Origin of the sequence: Congregibacter sp. (assembly GCF_965662665.1) — a bacterium.
GTDB lineage: Bacteria > Pseudomonadota > Gammaproteobacteria > Pseudomonadales > Halieaceae > Congregibacter.
This window is the reverse complement of record NZ_CBFIIF010000045.1, coordinates 1-16937: the sequence shown is the minus strand read 5'-3', so window position 1 is coordinate 16937 and position 16937 is coordinate 1. Positions and strand designations below refer to the sequence as shown.

Genomic DNA, 16937 nt, shown 5'->3' with positions numbered 1-16937 from the left:
GGCTCTTTGACGAGCCGATGCTGCCCAAGATCTTCTTCGAACTCGTACTCGCGCAAGACATCCAAAGCCTGCTGCAGGTGCCCAAGGCCAGTGTGCGCCTGAGCGGTCTCTGCAAGACCCTTAGGTGCGCCCATCTCGATACGGATAGCCTCGGCCATATCCTGATACCGTGATTGGTACACTTCGATACAGCGCTCCAGCAGGGCTATTCGCTCCTCCCGCGCGCTGACGCCAAAGGTTTCGAAGGCTGCTTTTGCCGCGGCAACCGCTCGATCAACATCGGCTTCGGAACCGAGTGATATACGAGCGCAAACGGTTTCATGTGCAGGATCGATGACGTCAAAGGGCTTGGCAACGCTGGGGTCGACCCACTCGCCGTTAATGTAAAACTGCATGTGCTCGCGCATTGGACATACTCCGTTATTGTAATGTGGCCGAAAATCCGAGAGCGGAGTTTAGCACCACAGAAGCTCAGGGAAAGCACCCTTTGGATGGAGGCGTCCCCGCCACTCATCGCCAACGGAACTCCTTCCCGGACGGCAAATTTACTCTCATTGGTTTCCTTGCAGACCTGAGGGGTATCCACCACAATATGTGCCCCTTATTTAGCCACCACATTCGAGGACTGACCCCATGAATATGGATATCGCCAGTGATGAGATGACCCTCTTCCGTGACATGGCGCGTCGCGCATTTGAACAGGAAATTGGGCCGCATTTTGAATCCTGGGAGGAGAACCACCTGGTTCCCCGCGAGTTTTGGAACACCATGGGCATGGCCGGCCTCCTCTGCCCCGATGTCGACGAGGCCTATGGCGGCGCTGGCACGGCTCCTCACGTCACCCTAATGCTGATCGAAGAGCTATCTCGCATGGGTTTTGGTGGCATCGCTACCGGTTACGGCATTCACTCCAATATCGTCGCACCGTATATCAGTCGTCACGGCACCGAGGAGCAAAAGCAGCAGTGGCTTCCCAAAATGGTAAGCGGCGATGCTTTTGGCGCCTTGGCCATGACCGAACCGGGCGCTGGCTCTGACGTACAGGGTATTCGCACAAACGCTGTGCGCGATGGCGACGAGTGGGTACTTAATGGATCCAAAATCTTCATCACCAATGGCATCCATGCAGATATCGTCGTGGTTGCAGCAATTACCGATCCCGGCAAAGGGGCAAAAGGTACGTCACTGTTCTTGGTGGACACCTCCCTCCCCGGATTTGAGAAGAGCCGCAAAATCGAAAAGATCGGGCAGCACACCTCGGACACCGCACAGCTGTTTTTCCAGGACGTACGCCTCCCGGCAAATGCCCTCCTTGGCGAAGAAAATCGTGGCTTCGTGATCATGATGGAAGAGTTGCCCCGGGAGCGTCTGGGCATTGCCGCACAGGCCGTTGGCGCTGCCGAGGGCGCGCTGGATATCACTGTGGACTACGTCAAGGAACGCAAGGCCTTTGGACAGACCATCGGCGAATTTCAGAACACGCGTTTTAAGCTGGCGGATGTGAAAACCCAGATCGGTCTGAATCGCGCGCTCTATGAGCAGTGTGCGGACGAATATGCGCAGGGAGCATTGACCGCCGATAAGGCCGCGATGCTAAAGCTCGCATCCTGCGAAATGCAGTGCAGCACCATCGATGACTGTTTGCAGTTGTTCGGCGGCTACGGCTACACGGTGGAGTACCCCATCTCGCGCTTTTACACCGATGCGCGCATTCAGCGTATCTACGGCGGCTCCTCCGAAATCATGCGTGAGCTGGTAGCTCGCACGATGCTGGGGCGCTAAAGCCTCTGAAGCAAACTGTCCTTCTTGCCGGTGCGACCGGCTATATAGGCTCCCGGGTCGCCCGGGAGCTGCTCAGTCACAACTTTGCACTGCTCTGCCCTGTCCGGGACAGGACGGGCAGACCCGCTCAAGCACTCCATGAACTTGCGGCCACATCAGCGCAGGGCAGCCTCGACCTTGTCGAAGCGAGCCTGCAGGACATCCAATCCCTCGATCACGCCACAGAGCACTTTAATGCCGACTTTGTTGTCTCGTGCATCGCGAGTCGCAATGGCGGCATCACCGACAGCTACGCCGTGGACTACCAGGCTAATCACAATCTGCTTCGCTGGGCGATCAAGCGAAACGCAAAGCATTTCACTTTGTTGTCGGCCATCTGCGTACAAAAACCCAGGCTGGCATTCCAACATGCAAAGCTCAAATTTGAAGCAGAGCTGGCGTGCTCAGGTCTGTCCTACAGTAGCGTACGCGCCACCGCTTTTTTTAAGTCATTAAGCGGCCAGCTTCGGCGCGTCAGCGAGGGCAAACCTTTTTTGATGTTCGGCGACGGCCTGCTCACTCAGTGTAAGCCCATTGCTGAAGACGAGCTTGCGCAGTTTATTCGCATGACCCTTGAATCAACGGCGTTGTCCGGCGTGCAAGCCATCGGCGGCCCGGGGCCGGCGATCACGCCACTGGCACAAGCAGAGCTCTTAGCCAAGCTTACGGGGCAGCCTCTGCGCACACGCAGCGTTAACCCCAAGCTACTTTTGGGCGCGGCCGCACTGCTCTCAATAGCGGCACGATTTTCAAAGCGTTTGGCCGACAAGGCAGAATTTGCACGCATCGGTCATTACTACGCGACTGAGTCCATGCTCCATTGGGATACGCAAAAGCAGGCCTATGATGCAGAGGCGACACCGGAATTTGGCAGTATCACTCTCGAAGACAGCTATCGCGCCCAACTCGCTGGTGCGGACGATCAAGGCCTCGGAGACCAGGCGGTGTTTCGCTAGGATCCAGTCCTGGCTAACTGCGATAAGCCTTCTCTTGCAGAAGTGTCTGGATTAGGGTTTTATTAAGCGCGGATATTGTTCGCCCAAACCTCAGACAGGAGAAGTCGTATGTCGAAAAAGTTACTTGCTACCGGTTTAGCGGTACTCACACTTAGCGCTGCACCCGTGGCTCTATCGCACCTGGTGAAGGAAGAGGCGATGCAGTCCTATCGTCAATCGTATTTCACATTAATCGCCATGAACTTTGGCCCCATGGCCGCTATGGTTAAAGGCGATATGCCTTGGGATGACGCGAAGATGCTGGCTCTCGCAGAAGACTTTGCCGCTGTGGCGAGTGTTGATGTGGCACGTGCCTTTGGTCCCGGGTCTGATAAGGGTACGACGCGTGCCAAGCCGGAAATTTGGGAGAACACCGACGACTTCCTGGAGAAGTATGCGGCCCTGCAATCAGCATCCAAAGGACTTTTGGCTGCGGCCCAAAGTGGTGACCGCGGAGCTATCGGTGGTGCCATCAAAGAGACCGGCGGCGCATGCAAGGCCTGTCACGATGAGTACAAGGCAAAAGACTACCTTTACTAGCACTAGCACTAGTACTAAACCTCGCGAATCGTTGACTGGCTCTGTGCAAATGGCAGGGAGCTAGTTGCCGACCCCCTCTCTAGGCGTCATGCTTCTCTACCAGTAGTAATCAGAGACCGGAGGAGCCGGCGCGAGTTCGAGCAGCGTAAAGAGCATCGCCGTAAGCAACACGACAACAATCAATGCCTTGTAAGCCGCTTGTGCCGGTCCCGTGCCGTAGCGGCCCTCCGCCTTCCCGTAAATCATAGGTTTCAGCAATCGCTGTTTTTGACGGCGCTCATAGTAGATAACCGACGCAACATGCAGCGCGACGAAGCCGAGAAGCACATTGAAAATAGTTTCGTGTAACGCGGCCAGGGCGTCACTCACTTCACTATCAAACACGTAGTAGAACGGTCCGGTATACAGGACATCATCGGAGTTGACCGTTCCAGTGAGGGCTTGTGCCAACAGTAGTAGCCAGAGCAGCATCGATGACCAACCCCCTGCAGGGTTATGACCTGGCGTAGTACTGGCAGCACCACGAAAATAGGCAAGTACAGTAAAGGGGCCGCGCAAAAAGTCGCGAAACCTGGCTTGGGGGGAACCGATGAATCCCCAGCAGAGACGCGTCAAAACAGCGATCAACAGCGTAAATCCCAGCCACTGATGAACATCCTGATAGCCTTGCTCTGCCGTCCACCAGCTCGCAGGGAGCAGCAGCAGTATGAGCCAGTGAATTACCCGTACGGGCCAGTCCCACAGAATATGTTGCATGGGCGCCGCGCTTTGCCTGTCCTGCGTACGAATACTCGGCATGAAATCAGTCCTGAGGATACAAAGGCGGCTCGCTCACACCCTGGTACTGATACTGCCAGCTACCATTGGACAAAAACGCCCGGTGTTTTGGACCGTCGGCGTCCATGTCACCATTTTCATAGCCCACATCGCCGGGATACAGGGTCGCGAACTTCCCCTCACCCTCCACTGGTACCAGAAGTGGCAGGACGCGCGGACAGGGAGTCTCGCGCTCTCCCGCTAAAGCGTCCGACGCGGTCTCGTACCGGGCCATGGCGCACAGCGTGATATAGGTTGGCGGCATCATGGGCAGCTCCCCTGCCCTGTGTAAATCCAGGGCTCTGGTAACGCCAATCCATTGGTACTCGTGAATCTCACTACCGTCGATCACAACCTCTGCATCTGCAGCGACCTCGCCGGCAAATATCCAGGTCGAAAAGCGCTTGCGTTCCCCAACGGGTGTCGTCCAATGACTGATGAGCACCATCGCTGCAGGATCAGGGCTAACCCCCGCCTCTTCTTCTGCTTCGCGCGCCGCGGCGTAACGGGCCGCCTCATCGGGATCATCACCGCACTGAGCACGATCGGCATCATCGACCGCGCCGCCAGGAAACACCCAAAAACCGCCGGCAAAGGCCAAAGCGCGATTGCGACGCACCATGAGGAGTTCTAATCCCTCCTCGCCATCGCGAAGCAGGACTACGGTGCTCGCGGGCCGAATAGGAACAGTCATTTGCCCATTAACTCCATAAGTCCAACGACCGTCGCCTCAACTCCAAGCGTTACCGCTGGTTCCGGCGTGATTTTGAACAGCGGGGAGTGATGCGATGGCACTGGTTCGCCACCCGCCGCCGCAGCGCTAAATGCCTCTGGCGGCGTGCCACCTACCGCAAAGTAGGTACTGGGAATATAGGGCTCGGTAGTAAAAAACGGAAAGTCCTCGGAACCCATGCTCTTACGCTTTTTGTCCCAAAGCACATCGCTTCCGAAACGAGTTTGCCAAACATCGCGCAGACGCTCGGTCATTGCGAGGTCATTCGCGGTCACCGGCACCGACTCATCGGACACGATCACTTCCGGTAGCTTGTCGTCAGGCAAACCGGCGACCCGACCCATATTCACCGCCACACGGCGAATACCGTCGAGCAAGAGCTCCCGTGTTGCTGGGTCATCATTGCGCACGGTCAGCTTCAGGACAGCTCGATCAGAAATAATATTGTTCTTGGTCCCTGCATGGAACGCGCCGACGGTAATAACCCCTGCGTCCCGTGGCGGCAGCGTGCGACTTACGACTGTTTGCAAGGCAAGTACGATTTGCGATCCCAGCACCACGGGGTCGACCCCGGCGTGCGGTGCCGCGCCATGGGCGCCAATACCGTGAACGATGATTTCAACCGTGTCTCCACCGGAATACTGCGCACCCATTGCCGCGGAGAGCTTACCCGTGGGAATGGCTGAGGTGACGTGAAACGCCATAGCCATATCTGGCTGTCCAAAACGCTCCCAGAGTTTGTCTTCCATCATCGCTTCGGCGCCCGATATGCGTTCTTCGGCGGGCTGCCCAATGAGCATTAGCGTGCCGGACCAGTCGTCGCGCCGCGCCATCATCTGCCGCGCAGTACCTACCAGACTAGTAATGTGTACATCGTGCCCGCAGGCATGCATGACAAACACCTCGTTACCATCGGGGTCTATCTGCTTTGCCGTGGACGCATACTCCAAGCCACTTTTTTCTTGTACGGGGAGGCCGTCCATATCCGCCCGCATCATCACCAGTGGACCCGGACCGTTTTCCAAGATAGCAACAAGCCCCGTTCCGCCAACGCCCTCGGTAACTTCAAAACCCGTTTCACGGAGCTCTGCAGCAAGACGCGCGGCAGTCTTTTGTTCCATGAAAGACAGCTCGGGGTTTTGATGGAAGTATACGAACAACTCCGCGAGGTGGGCGTCATAGTCGTCGGCGATAGCATCGCTGAGGGAATCTGCCCGCAGCGCTGAGGAACACGCAAGACTTAATGCCAGGGGCAATACGGTGAAAAATCGCTTCATATAAGTTACTCACTCTTTGTATTTCGTTGTTTGCAAGGGAAGCCGGTCAGCAAAGCGGAACTACCGCATAGACATCGAGACATCAAAGCCCAGTTGCTGAGCGTGCTGCCGTGCTCCGTCTCTCTCGTCCGCCGACCGACTACTTATCCAAAGATTGCTCGATCGAGTACCGCTGCGACAAAAAGCAAAAACATTGCGCTCGTCATCAAACAGCGCGGCCATAGCAGCAATATCGTCGCCAGGGTAGTTGAAGGCATTCAAGGGGTAGTAGTGATATTCGAGACCAGCGGCTTCAGCCGCGGCTCGCAATTCGTCGGAGCTGGGCTGCCCCATAGCCTCGCCATCGGGTCGATTATTGATAACGACCTGGTATCCAGCGGCGGCCACCGCCGCCATATCCCCTGCCTGTATTTGCGGCGAGGCAGCGATGCTATCGCTAAGCTTTACGTGACGAAGACTATCCTGCATAGGAGTACTCAGCTTTTCTGATGTGAGGAGTTGGTCGCGAAGTATATCCCGCTGTTACTGCGGGCAACAGATACATGAGCGATGACGAGCAAGCTACTCAGGACAGAAATTCCTGGTAACCATCAAAAATTAACTTGATGCCCAGAAGCACCAAAAACAAAGAAATGATCTTGTAGTAATTCGGGGGATTAGAAAGCTGCACAAGTCGTCGACCCAGTAAAACACCCAGAGGAGCAATGGGCATCAGGGCCAGGGAATACCAGAGATTCTCTGTGCACAATTGTCCTAGTGCGTAGTAAGCGGGGAGCTTGATAAGGTTGACCACCGCAAAGAACAATCCTGAAGTCCCAACATAGATCAGGGGCGGCAATCGTTTCGGCAATAGGTACATAGCAAAGGGCGGACCGCCCGCGTGAATGCTAAAACTGGTAAAGCCCGACAGCGCGCCAATAAAAGTGGCGCTCCAGCGATTATGTTCTTTTCCAAGAGAAGATAACCAGCCTATAAGTGTTTGCACACCAAAGATCAGCGCCACGAATCCCACGAGTAAGCGCATCATCGCTTCATTCACCGCATCTGCCAAAAGGTAGCCCGCAAGCAAGCCCAGGAGCGCCCCGGGAAGAAGGAGGCGCAGCGCGAGGGCATCAAACTGCCCGCGATAGCTGTAAATCACGACCATATCCATGACGACAAGAATGGGTAGCAAGATGGCCGCAGCCTGAGCAGGCGGCATCAGCAGTGCCATGAGCGGCACCGCCAGAATCGCCACAGCCCCACCAAAACCACCTTTCGCTACTCCGTAGAGCAGCACTGCCGGGACACTGACTAAATAGAAAGATGGGTCCTGCAACATACTCTAAGCAACCAGACCAAACTCGCTGAGTAGATCCAACATAGCCTCACGGGGACGCTCTATTATCGGTAGAGGCTTACCGAGAATATCGTCAGCCTGCGCTGCATAGGTCTGCGACAGTGTGTCAAAAAACTCATCGGGGACAGTGTGGGCCTTAGCGAAGGCGCTGCGCTCATCCATGCGCGCTGGATCAAGAAGCAAGTCCTTATCATCAACCCAGGACATCAGTGCCTCCCGAAATTGCTCTTTACTATGTTCCCGAGGTTCGCCTCGCTCCCAATCGCTGGTACGCCAAATCCGCGATGAGTCCGGAGTGCCGACTTCATCCATGTAAACGAGTTCCTCGCCTCCACCCTTGGCGGGGGCTATTCCAAACTCGAACTTGGTATCCACCAGCAACTCGCCGCGATCTCCCAGCAAGCGTTCGATGGTTTCAAAACCAGACTTCAGCGCATTCACGCAGTGGTCCAGTTGCGCTTCGCTGCGGAGACCGAAGGCCTCGTAGTGGGCTCTTAATGCCGAGCTGGAGACCGGCGCGTCGTCCGTGTCCGGCACATCGGGTAAACCGCGGATAATGCCTTTTGTCGATGGCGTAAACAGAAGTTGGCTTAAGCGCTGAAACTGTTTCAAACCTTCGGGAAGTGTCACACCCCCGATAACACGCTCCCCCCGACTGTAGGCCCGCCACAGTGAGCCAGTGATGTAGCGCCTGGCGATCGCTTCAATCATGACCGGCTTGGCTTGCCGCACGATCCACACCATAGGGTGCGGCATCTCTAACAAATGATGGGGAATCAGCTGCGCCTCATCGAAGGCGGCAAACCAGTGCGCCGCAATAGCATTCAGCGCTGCGCCTTTTCCAGGCACTCCCGCGAAACTGTCACTGCGCCAGAGGCAATCAAAAGCCGACAATCGGTCCGAGATCACCATCACCGCCAAGTCACTGTGCGCAGCGATGGGGTAACGTCGCTCTTCGATGAGACGTCGCGAATCTTCAGGGCGAAGAAAGTATACGGATCGCACCTTGCCACTGTGTACGGGCCGCGCCACGGACAAGGGCAAATCATCGCTCACGGTTAACACTGAATGAGAATTCATAAGGAGTCCAAGCCGCCCTCAAGGTGCACAGCACAGGAAGTTCGCATTAGCACCCGTGCATAGTTTCCTGTCATGCCAGAGACAAAAAGAAGCTGGCGATGGCGGCACTAAGCAGATTCGCCAAAAAACCACCCGCCACAGCACGGAGCCCCAACTGCGCGATGAGGGGCCGCCGCTCTGGCGCGAGCGTGCCCAACCCTCCAATGAGAATCGCGATGGACGACAGATTCGCAAAGCCGCAGAGCGCAAAGGAGACGACCGCCTGCGCATGATCACTCAGCAAGGCTTTGTCTTCATAAAATGAGCCGAAGGCGACAAACTCATTGAGCACCAACTTTTGGCCGATGAGGTTACCCGCGACCGCGGCCTCCTCCCAGGGAACACCAAGAAGGTATGCGATAGGCCGAAAGAGGTTACCAAGCAAAAGTTCCAAACTTAGGGCGTCCCAGCCTACCAGCCCCCCAAGCCCCGCCAGCAAGCCGTTCAACAAAGCGATCAGGCCGACAAAAGCGAGGAGCATAGCGCCAATATTTACTGCGAGGGACAAGCCATTAGCCGCGCCGGTTGCTGCGGCGTCAAAGACGTTGACGCTTTTCTCGATACTTAGATTCATAGCGTCTTCGGCCCTGGAGACCGATTGCTGTTCTGGCACCAGCAGCTTCGCCATGAGCAATCCTCCCGGCGCGGCCATAAAACTCGCCGCAAGCAGATAACGCATTTCTACACCGAGCGCGACGTAGCCTGCCAGCACTGAACCTGCCACCGTCGCCATGCCGCCCACCATCACGGCAAAAAGCTCCGAGCGCGTCATGGAGGCAATATAGGGCTTGATCACTAATGGCGCTTCAGTCTGGCTGACGAACACGTTAGCGGTCGCTGACATGGACTCCGCCGGGCTTGTGCCCAGCAAGCGTTGCAGGGCACCACCGAGCAGACGGATAACCCAGCCCATGACGCCGATGTGATAAAGCACCGCGACCAATGACGAAAAAAAGATAATGATCGGAAGCACATGAAAGGCAAACACAAACCCTACCTCGTAGCGGCCGATGTCACCGAATACAAAGTCTATTCCCGACTGACCGTAGCTGATCACTCGCGCTACCCCGGAGGACAGGGACTCGAGAACCGCTCGGCCTGCGGGCACATAGAGAGCAAGCCCTCCAATACCCACCTGTAAGAGAAATGCTCCACCGACCGTTCGCAAAGACACAGATCGCCGATCCAGCGACAAAAGCCAGGCTATGCCCAGCAGCACGGCGATTGCCAGCAAGGCAAGCACTGTCGTAGATGCGCTACTCAAGACGGTTTCTCGTTGATTGCCAGGGATAGCAACATGTTGCGAACGACATCCAGCGCGACGCGATTACGGCCACCCCGGGTAATCACCATGTCCGCATAGCGCACGCTGGGCCGGATGAATTCGTGATACATCGGTCGCACCGTTTCCTGATATTGCTGGGTTACCGAATCCAGACTTCGACCTCGCTCCTGAACATCGCGGGCCATGCGCCGCAACAGACAAATATCCAGAGGCGTGTCCATATAGAACTTGATATCAAACACGTCGCGCAGCCCGGCGTGCGTGAGCAACAAGATACCCTCGACGATAATTACCGGCGCCGGTGCGACAGGCAGCGTCTCACTTTGACGACTATGCACCGTGTAGTCATACAGTGGTGAGTTTATGCTGTGACCATCACTAAGCTGCTGCAAATGTTTGGCGAGCAAGTCCTGCTCGATAGCGTCGGGATGGTCATAGTTGACTCCCGCGCGATCCTCCAGCGCCATGTGCCCCTGATCGCGATAGTAAGCATCCTCCTTCATGAGAACGACGCCCAAGTGCGGCGCGTCACTGCGCAGCTCGTCACAGAGCGTTTCGGCAAACAGACTTTTACCCGACCCCGAAGGTCCGGCTATGGCGATTACTAAGGGCTGCACAGGACAGATGCCTTACAGTGCTATGAAGAAGACGTCAGTCTAGCCGCTGAAAGCTCGCACCCCAAGCCTCAACACTCCCTATTGTCAGGCAATCTGTCAGATTCGCATTGCCTGGATGCACCGGACAATGATCACCACTTGGGACTGAGACCTGCCTCCGTTACACTGCCGCGCGTCTCAATAACTCTTATTAGTGAACACTATGCGATCACCCAATCCGCGGATTCTGTACACCGCGCTGTGCCTCACGGGACTTTCGCTTGCAACGTCTGTAATAGCGCAAGATAGCAATGAAGAAGTTTCGCGCATCGAACAGGTAATCGTAAGCGCCAGTCGGGAACCGGAGACCGGGCTAAACCTTACCCTACCTTGGTCACGTATTGACGATGATGCTCTCAAGCTCACCGGCGCGGTGCACATCAATCAAGTTATGCAGCGTGCTCCCGGAGCCTGGATATCGCGGGGCAACGGCCAGGAGAGCCTGGTCGCTTTACGCTCTCCCGTACTCACCGGCAGTGGCGGTTGCGGCGCTTTCTACACTGCATGGGACGGCATTAGCCTGCGAGCACCAGGATTTTGCAACGTTAATCAGCTTTTTGACGTAAACAGTGAACAAGCAGGTGCGATTGAGGTGATTCGCGGTCCGGGTACCGCCGTCTATGGCGCAAACGCGGTGCACGGCGTGATCAATACGCTCACTGCCGATCCTCGCCAGGGTCCGGAACACGGATACGCCGTCGAAGCCGGACCCAATGACTACTACCGAGTACGAGGTGAGTTCCGTGCTGAGCATGGGGCGCACGCCGTTGGCGTGCATTTCAATGGCGTGAGCGATGGTGGCTACAAAGACAACGCAGGATTTGACCAACAAAAACTCACGCTCCGACATGACTTTAGCGGCGAGCAGTGGCAAGTCACCAATGCCCTCGAAGCGACTAACCTCAATCAGGAGACATCCGGCTTTATCAGAGGATTTGAAGCCTACAAAGACCCCAACCTCAAAAAAGTGAATCCCAATCCTGAAGCTTATCGGGACAGTTTTGCACTGCGAGCCTACAGCCGCTGGTCTCGAGAGACTGGCGCCGGCCAGCTCAGCATCACCCCCTATTTTAGACGCACGAGCATGGAGTTTTTACAGCACTTCCTTCCCTGGCAGGCCACCGAAAAAAACGGCCAGGAGAGCCTGGGCCTACGCCTGGCACTCAGCGATAGCATTGAGAGCTTCAGCTGGAGTACGGGCGTAGACATCGATGCCACCCGAGGGTGGCTGAGAGAAGTGCAGGACGACGATTTCAGTCCTAATCAGCCTGCAGGGGTGCATTATGATTACGAAGTAGACGCTCTGTCTGCAGCTCTCTATGGCCAGGCAAACTGGCAACTCACGTCGCGCCTGGGACTCGCCGCGGGCCTGCGTCTCGAGCAAAACAGCTATGACTACGACAACCAGACTGACGATGGCTCCGCCTGTGCGCCCGAAGCCAGTGCCTGTCGATTTTTTCGTCCGGCTGATCGAGAAGATGACTTCAGCAACGGCAGCATAAATCTGGGCGTCACCTACGCGCTGAGCGACGATCATCGTATCTATCTTCGCGGCGCCCAGGGCTTTCGTCCTCCCCAGGCGGCAGAACTCTACCGTTTGCAGTCGGGACAGGAAGTCGCAGATCTGGACAGTGAAACCATCACCAGTGTTGATCTCGGCCTGCGTGGCGCTATGGGCGGCTTTAGCTATGACGCCTCGGTGTACAGCATGCAAAAAAGCGATGTGATTTTTCAGGACGCTGATCGGCAAAACGTCAGCGGCGCGAAGACCCGCCATGTAGGCATCGAATTTAGTGTCTACTGGACCGGCGAGTCAGGTTGGTATGCAGGCATCGACGGAAACATTGCGCGACACCGCTATGACAGTGACGCCAATCTTCTCGGCTCCCGTCTTGATATCGAAGGCAACGACATTGACACCGCGCCGCGGCACTTTGGCAGTGCACGGTTGGGCCGCGACACTGCTCTCAAAAGCGGCCGCAGCCTGACCACAGAGCTGGGATGGGTGCATATGGGAAGTTACTACCTCGAGCCCGATAACCAGCACGAATATGAAGGTCATGAGTTACTCAACCTGCGTTTGGCACTGGCACTGGGCAAGGGCTTTAGCACCACGGTACGCGTCAGCAATCTTCTGGATGAGGATTATGCCGAGCGCGCTGACTTTGGGTTTGGTGCCTACCGCTACTTTGTAGGCCAGCCTCGCGGCGTGTTTTTGGAGTTTGCCTACTCGCCCGAGTGACTCGCAGCGTCCCTAAGCAATCCAGACCTGGCGACGCCGGAACGGTTGAGGAGGATCAGGCCATCGGCCTGATCCCTACCGCAGCACGGACCTTAGTCATGAGGGGAGCGCTCTGCTCCCGCGCCCTCGTAGCACCCTGGCGGAGCACCGTTTCGATATGACCAGGATCTGCGATAAGGCGCTCGTATTCTTCTCTAGGACCACTCAGCTCGTCATTGATCAGCTCGAAGAGCTGCTTCTTGGCCTCACCCCAAGCAATGCCATCAGCAAAAGCCTGCTCCATAGATGCAACACCCGCCTCATCGGCAAATGCGCACCACAACTGGAACACCGTAGAATCTTCCGTGTCTTTCGGATCGCCAGGCTCCAGAAGGTTGGTCTTTACTTTGTTGATGGATTTTCGAAGGCGCTTCTCTGTATCAAATAAGGGGATCGTATTGTTGTAGCTCTTGCTCATCTTGCGTCCGTCCAGCCCCTGAAGCACCGCGACATTGTCGTCAACCCGCGCCTCGGGCAGCACGAAGAGTTCTTCATAATTGTGATTGAAACGCTGGGCAATATCCCGCGCCATCTCCACGTGCTGAATTTGATCCCGGCCAACGGGGATGTCATGGGCGCGAAACATCAGAATGTCCGCCGCCATAAGCACGGGATAGCTAAAAAGCCCCATAGTGACCGCAAAGTCAGGGTCCTCCCCATTTTCTTCATTAGCCTGCACCGCCGCTTTATAGGCGTGAGCCCTGTTCATTAAGCCTTTGGCGGCACTACAGTTAAGAATCCAGGTTAGCTCGCCTATCTCGGGAATGTCCGACTGGCGATAAAATACTGCGCGCGTGGTATCCAGCCCGAGGGCCAGCCAGGTCGCTGCGATTTCAAGAGCCGATCGTTCCACTACCTCGGGATCACTGCACTTAATCAGCGCGTGATAATCCGCGAGAAAGAAAAAAGACTCGTTATCCGCCTGTTTTGCGGCGGCAATTGCAGGACGAATTGCACCTACGTAGTTACCCAGATGGGGAGTACCGGTGGTGGTGATACCCGTCAGTACGCGACGCATACTCATTGCTGTCTCCTAAAGAGTTTGTTGATCATCCACAGTGCTTTCTTTGGCGGACTTCACTAGCCAGCAGAAAACAGTGGAGCAGTCTGTTGAAAATACGCGCGCAGAACTCGGTGCAGTGACCAGGCATCGTCGCTTCCTGCAAGCTCACGAATGGAGTGCATGGCAAAAGTAGGCACACCGATATCCAGAGTGGTGACACCCAATTCACCGGCGGTGATGGGGCCAATGGTGCTCCCACAAGCCATATCCGCGCGCATGGCGAAGCTCTGCACCGCCACATCCGCTTCACGGGCCAGCAGTCGAAACAAGGCTGCGCCGTCGCTGGATGTGGCGTAGCGCTGGCTCGCATTTACTTTGATGACAGGGCCGCTGTTAATCTTCGGCCCATGGTGTTCGTCATGTTTGTCAGGATAGCTCGGGTGCACCGCATGAGCATTGTCCGCAGAAATCATCATGGAGCGCTGCATGAGCAGGGGCAAAACCCCTTGCTCTGGCAGCAAGCCCTGAAGAAAGTGCTGCAGCATGGGTCCCTGGGCACCGGTAGCTGAGCAGGAACCCACCTCTTCATGGTCATTGCAAACCAGCAAGGACCACTGGGACCCGTCCGCCTCCAGCAGCGCTTGCAAGCCCGTATAGCAAGACAGCAGATTGTCCAGACGCGCTGACGCAATGAACTCTCCCCGCAGCCCAATCTGCGCGGGAGCCTGGGTGTCGTAAAAGCACAACTCGTAATCCAGCACTTCCTTGGCATCAAGGTTCTGATCCCGAAGATGCTCGCAAAGAAATTCCCGCAGACTGAACTCGCCGATATCCAGAGACAAAATCGGGGACATCTGGGTTTGTGCATTCACCGTTCGATTCTTGTTCGCCTCGCGGTCGAGGTGAATCGCCAAACTGGGTATCACCGCGATGGGATCCCTAAAATCCACCAGCGCCGTGGCCACGGCGCCCGTCGTATTCTCATAACTCACTCGACCGGCGAGGGACAGGTCGCGGTCAAACCAGGGATTTAACAAAGCACCGCCGTAAACCTCAATGCTGAGCTGCAGGTAGCCCTGACTGCGACGTTCCGGCTGGGGCTTCACCATGAGGCAGGGACTATCCGTGTGAGCCCCCACCATACGCAGGCCATCATCAAGCAGTGACCCGCTACCGGGACGCAAAGCGATGAGGCTGCCGCCTTGCTCAAAGAAGACGCCCCCGCTTCCCGGCGCTACATCCCTGGACGATTCCAAAGCCTTAAAACCCGCTTCGCGCAGACGTCGGGACATGGCCCTAACCGCGTGAAAGGACGTTGTAGACTCTGACAGAAACTCAAGTAGGTCCTGATTAAAAATCTCCTTATCCATTAACCGTCAGCCTCATTCTTTGACTCTGCATGCCTATCCACCAGGCGCGCCAGCAAACTGCTGGTATCCCAGCGAGATCCGCCCATCGCCTGGACATCCGCATAGAACCCATCAACCAGCTCTGTCACGGGTAATTCGAGGCCTAGCCGGTGGGACTCTGCGAGCACGATGGACAGGTCTTTGCGCATCCAGTCCACCGCAAATCCATGTTCATATTGCCCTTCCAGCATCGTTTCGTAGCGATTTTGCATCTGCCACGATTGCGCAGCACCCTGACTGATCACTTCCACCACCGCCGCTGTGTCCAAACCTGCCCGCTCTGAAAACAGCAGCGCTTCTGACAGCCCCTCGACCACACCGGCAATACAAATTTGGTTGACCATCTTAGCCAACTGTCCGGCACCACTGTCACCGAGCAGTCGCACGCACTTTGCGTAACTCTCCATGACGGGAAGCGCCTTCTCAAAGGACGCCGCAGTACCCCCAGCCATCACCGTCAGTACTCCGCCCTCGGCGCCAGCTTGCCCGCCGCTTACCGGTGCATCCACAAAACCCAGGCCGCGTGAGCTACACAGGTCTTCGAGCTCTCTTGCCAGCTCTGCAGACGCCGTTGTGTGATCCACAATCACAGTACCCTCGGCCACACCCTCGAGAATCCCCTTATCGCCGCAGATAACCTCACGGACGTCGTTATCATTGCCCACGCACAGGGCCACCACGTCAGCATTCGAAGACGCCTCGGCCGGTGTATTGGCGCTACGTCCATCGTAGGTCTCTCGCCAAAGATCCATCTTGGCCGGACTTCTGTTGTAGACGCAGACCTCATGTCCGGCGCGGGACAAATGCCCCGCCATAGGAAACCCCATCACACCGAGCCCTAGAAAAGCCACTTTCATTTATTCGACTTCCTCAACAAATCAGGCCCACCAAAGGGCGCATAGGACAACACCCAGGAACAGGCGATACATAACAAAGGGCAGCATGCCCACCGCCTCTATGAGACGTAAAAACACGGCAATACAGGCATAGGCACTCAACGCAGCGACAGTCGTACCCAACGCCATCAGAGGCAGATCCACTGGCGTGTCTGCACCACTTAACTCCGTCACCTTTAAAAGCGCAGCGCCTGAAATTATGGGAATAGACAACAGAAAAGAGAACCGCGCTGCTGCGTGACGAGAAAGACCCAGAAGCAAGCCCGCAGTAATAGTAATCCCGGATCGCGAGGTACCCGGGATAGGTGCGATCGCCTGCGCGCAACCAATGAGAAGAGCGACCCGCCAGTTCCCAACACCCTCCGTTGATGAGCTCTGTACGCGACGATCGGCATAGGCCAGCAACAGCGCAAATATAATAGTTGTGCTGGCGATTACAGGTATCGTGCGCAGGGAATCCATCATGTCATTGAGTGCGAAACCCACAAGCACTGCAGGCACGGTTGCCAGCGCCAGAAAACCGATCTCACGACTGCTGTCGTTCACTTCTCTGGCGAGCAATGCCCGACCACCCCCTTGAGCCAGCGCCCACAGATCCTGACGAAAATAAACAACGACCGCTGAGAGCGTGCCAAAGTGCACCGCCACATCAAAGGCCAGCCCTTGATCAGGCCAACCCAGCAGCATGGACGGCAGCAAGAGGTGTGCCGAGCTTGATATGGGAAGAAACTCAGTAAGCCCCTGAATCAGCGCCAGGATCAGCGCCT

The 16937-nt window shown here is 56.2% G+C and carries 17 protein-coding genes; 4 read left to right on the top strand and 13 right to left on the bottom strand.

Annotation, left to right across the window (positions count from 1 at the left end; all coding sequences use genetic code 11):
* A partial coding sequence (locus ACTG39_RS13355; RefSeq protein WP_439108062.1) for an aldehyde dehydrogenase family protein occupies positions 1-407 on the bottom strand: 407 nt, incomplete at its 3' end.
* A 226-nt stretch (positions 408-633) separates the two neighbouring features.
* Between ACTG39_RS13355 and ACTG39_RS13350 the strand changes: the two genes are divergently transcribed.
* From ACTG39_RS13350 to ACTG39_RS13340, 3 genes are all read left to right on the top strand, one after another.
* The gene (locus tag ACTG39_RS13350; protein ID WP_439108061.1) at positions 634-1782 is read left to right on the top strand and encodes an acyl-CoA dehydrogenase family protein; all 1149 of its coding nucleotides are present in this window, start codon (positions 634-636) and stop codon (positions 1780-1782) included.
* A gap of 5 nt (positions 1783-1787) precedes the next feature.
* The gene (locus tag ACTG39_RS13345; protein WP_439108064.1) at positions 1788-2777 is read left to right on the top strand and encodes an NAD(P)H-binding protein; all 990 of its coding nucleotides are present in this window, start codon (positions 1788-1790) and stop codon (positions 2775-2777) included.
* Between the two features lie 108 nt (positions 2778-2885).
* Positions 2886-3356 carry a c-type cytochrome gene (locus tag ACTG39_RS13340; RefSeq protein ID WP_439108060.1) on the top strand — a complete coding sequence of 157 codons (471 nt, stop codon included), beginning with the start codon at positions 2886-2888 and terminating at the stop codon, positions 3354-3356.
* Between the two features lie 96 nt (positions 3357-3452).
* On the opposite strand, the gene ACTG39_RS13335 is transcribed toward ACTG39_RS13340, so the two are convergent.
* From ACTG39_RS13335 to udk, 8 genes are all read right to left on the bottom strand, one after another.
* Positions 3453-4154, bottom strand: a complete 702-nt coding sequence (locus tag ACTG39_RS13335; RefSeq protein WP_439108059.1) for a cytochrome b/b6 domain-containing protein — start codon at positions 4152-4154, stop codon at positions 3453-3455.
* A 4-nt stretch (positions 4155-4158) separates the two neighbouring features.
* The gene (locus ACTG39_RS13330) at positions 4159-4866 is read right to left on the bottom strand and encodes an NUDIX hydrolase (protein ID WP_439108058.1); all 708 of its coding nucleotides are present in this window, start codon (positions 4864-4866) and stop codon (positions 4159-4161) included.
* A complete protein-coding gene (locus ACTG39_RS13325) occupies positions 4863-6182 on the bottom strand; it encodes an amidohydrolase (RefSeq protein ID WP_439108057.1) in 1320 nt (439 codons plus the stop codon). Before ACTG39_RS13325 ends, ACTG39_RS13330 begins: the two co-directional genes overlap by 4 nt.
* 60 nt (positions 6183-6242) lie before the next feature.
* Positions 6243-6650, bottom strand: coding sequence for a TIGR01244 family sulfur transferase (locus tag ACTG39_RS13320; RefSeq protein WP_439108056.1), 408 nt, complete (start codon positions 6648-6650; stop codon positions 6243-6245).
* Positions 6651-6747: 97 nt separating this feature from the next.
* Entirely contained in the window at positions 6748-7503 is a 756-nt protein-coding gene (locus ACTG39_RS13315; RefSeq protein ID WP_439108055.1) for a sulfite exporter TauE/SafE family protein, read from the bottom strand.
* A 3-nt stretch (positions 7504-7506) separates the two neighbouring features.
* The gene (purC, locus tag ACTG39_RS13310) at positions 7507-8601 is read right to left on the bottom strand and encodes a phosphoribosylaminoimidazolesuccinocarboxamide synthase (RefSeq protein WP_439108054.1); all 1095 of its coding nucleotides are present in this window, start codon (positions 8599-8601) and stop codon (positions 7507-7509) included.
* Between the two features lie 70 nt (positions 8602-8671).
* Positions 8672-9904, bottom strand: coding sequence for a NupC/NupG family nucleoside CNT transporter (locus ACTG39_RS13305; RefSeq protein ID WP_439108053.1), 1233 nt, complete (start codon positions 9902-9904; stop codon positions 8672-8674).
* Positions 9901-10542, bottom strand: a complete 642-nt coding sequence (gene udk, locus ACTG39_RS13300) for a uridine kinase (protein WP_439108052.1) — start codon at positions 10540-10542, stop codon at positions 9901-9903. Before udk ends, ACTG39_RS13305 begins: the two co-directional genes overlap by 4 nt.
* Before the next feature lie 202 nt (positions 10543-10744).
* Between udk and ACTG39_RS13295 the strand changes: the two genes are divergently transcribed.
* Complete coding sequence (locus tag ACTG39_RS13295; protein ID WP_439108051.1) at positions 10745-12823, top strand: TonB-dependent receptor; 2079 nt, start codon at positions 10745-10747, stop codon at positions 12821-12823.
* A 55-nt stretch (positions 12824-12878) separates the two neighbouring features.
* Here the strand turns inward: ACTG39_RS13295 and trpS are convergent, their stop codons facing one another.
* The 4 genes from trpS to ACTG39_RS13275 are packed head-to-tail and all read right to left on the bottom strand — an operon-like array spanning position 12879 to position 16932.
* Positions 12879-13886 carry a tryptophan--tRNA ligase gene (gene trpS, locus ACTG39_RS13290; RefSeq protein WP_439108050.1) on the bottom strand — a complete coding sequence of 336 codons (1008 nt, stop codon included), beginning with the start codon at positions 13884-13886 and terminating at the stop codon, positions 12879-12881.
* 56 nt (positions 13887-13942) lie between these two features.
* Entirely contained in the window at positions 13943-15235 is a 1293-nt protein-coding gene (locus ACTG39_RS13285) for a M18 family aminopeptidase (RefSeq protein ID WP_439108049.1), read from the bottom strand.
* Positions 15235-16131: an NAD(P)-dependent oxidoreductase gene (locus tag ACTG39_RS13280; protein WP_439108048.1), complete on the bottom strand. Its 897-nt coding sequence runs from the start codon at positions 16129-16131 to the stop codon at positions 15235-15237. Before ACTG39_RS13280 ends, ACTG39_RS13285 begins: the two co-directional genes overlap by 1 nt.
* Positions 16132-16152: 21 nt before the next feature.
* A complete protein-coding gene (locus ACTG39_RS13275; protein ID WP_439108063.1) occupies positions 16153-16932 on the bottom strand; it encodes an undecaprenyl-diphosphate phosphatase in 780 nt (259 codons plus the stop codon).
* Positions 16933-16937 lie beyond the last annotated feature (5 nt).

Bases quoted from the DNA above. Each gene is read 5' to 3' on its own strand.
- ACTG39_RS13350 (WP_439108061.1), top strand. From the start codon at position 634: ATGAATATGGATATCGCCAGTGATGAGATGACCCTCTTCCGTGACATG.
- ACTG39_RS13340 (WP_439108060.1), top strand. From the start codon at position 2,886: ATGTCGAAAAAGTTACTTGCTACCGGTTTAGCGGTACTCACACTTAGC.
- ACTG39_RS13335 (WP_439108059.1), bottom strand. From the start codon at position 4,154: ATGCCGAGTATTCGTACGCAGGACAGGCAAAGCGCGGCGCCCATGCAA.
- ACTG39_RS13330 (WP_439108058.1), bottom strand. From the start codon at position 4,866: ATGACTGTTCCTATTCGGCCCGCGAGCACCGTAGTCCTGCTTCGCGAT.
- ACTG39_RS13325 (WP_439108057.1), bottom strand. From the start codon at position 6,182: ATGAAGCGATTTTTCACCGTATTGCCCCTGGCATTAAGTCTTGCGTGT.
- ACTG39_RS13320 (WP_439108056.1), bottom strand. From the start codon at position 6,650: ATGCAGGATAGTCTTCGTCACGTAAAGCTTAGCGATAGCATCGCTGCC.
- ACTG39_RS13315 (WP_439108055.1), bottom strand. From the start codon at position 7,503: ATGTTGCAGGACCCATCTTTCTATTTAGTCAGTGTCCCGGCAGTGCTG.
- purC (WP_439108054.1), bottom strand. From the start codon at position 8,601: ATGAATTCTCATTCAGTGTTAACCGTGAGCGATGATTTGCCCTTGTCC.
- ACTG39_RS13295 (WP_439108051.1), top strand. From the start codon at position 10,745: ATGCGATCACCCAATCCGCGGATTCTGTACACCGCGCTGTGCCTCACG.
- trpS (WP_439108050.1), bottom strand. From the start codon at position 13,886: ATGAGTATGCGTCGCGTACTGACGGGTATCACCACCACCGGTACTCCC.
- ACTG39_RS13285 (WP_439108049.1), bottom strand. From the start codon at position 15,235: ATGGATAAGGAGATTTTTAATCAGGACCTACTTGAGTTTCTGTCAGAG.
- ACTG39_RS13280 (WP_439108048.1), bottom strand. From the start codon at position 16,131: ATGAAAGTGGCTTTTCTAGGGCTCGGTGTGATGGGGTTTCCTATGGCG.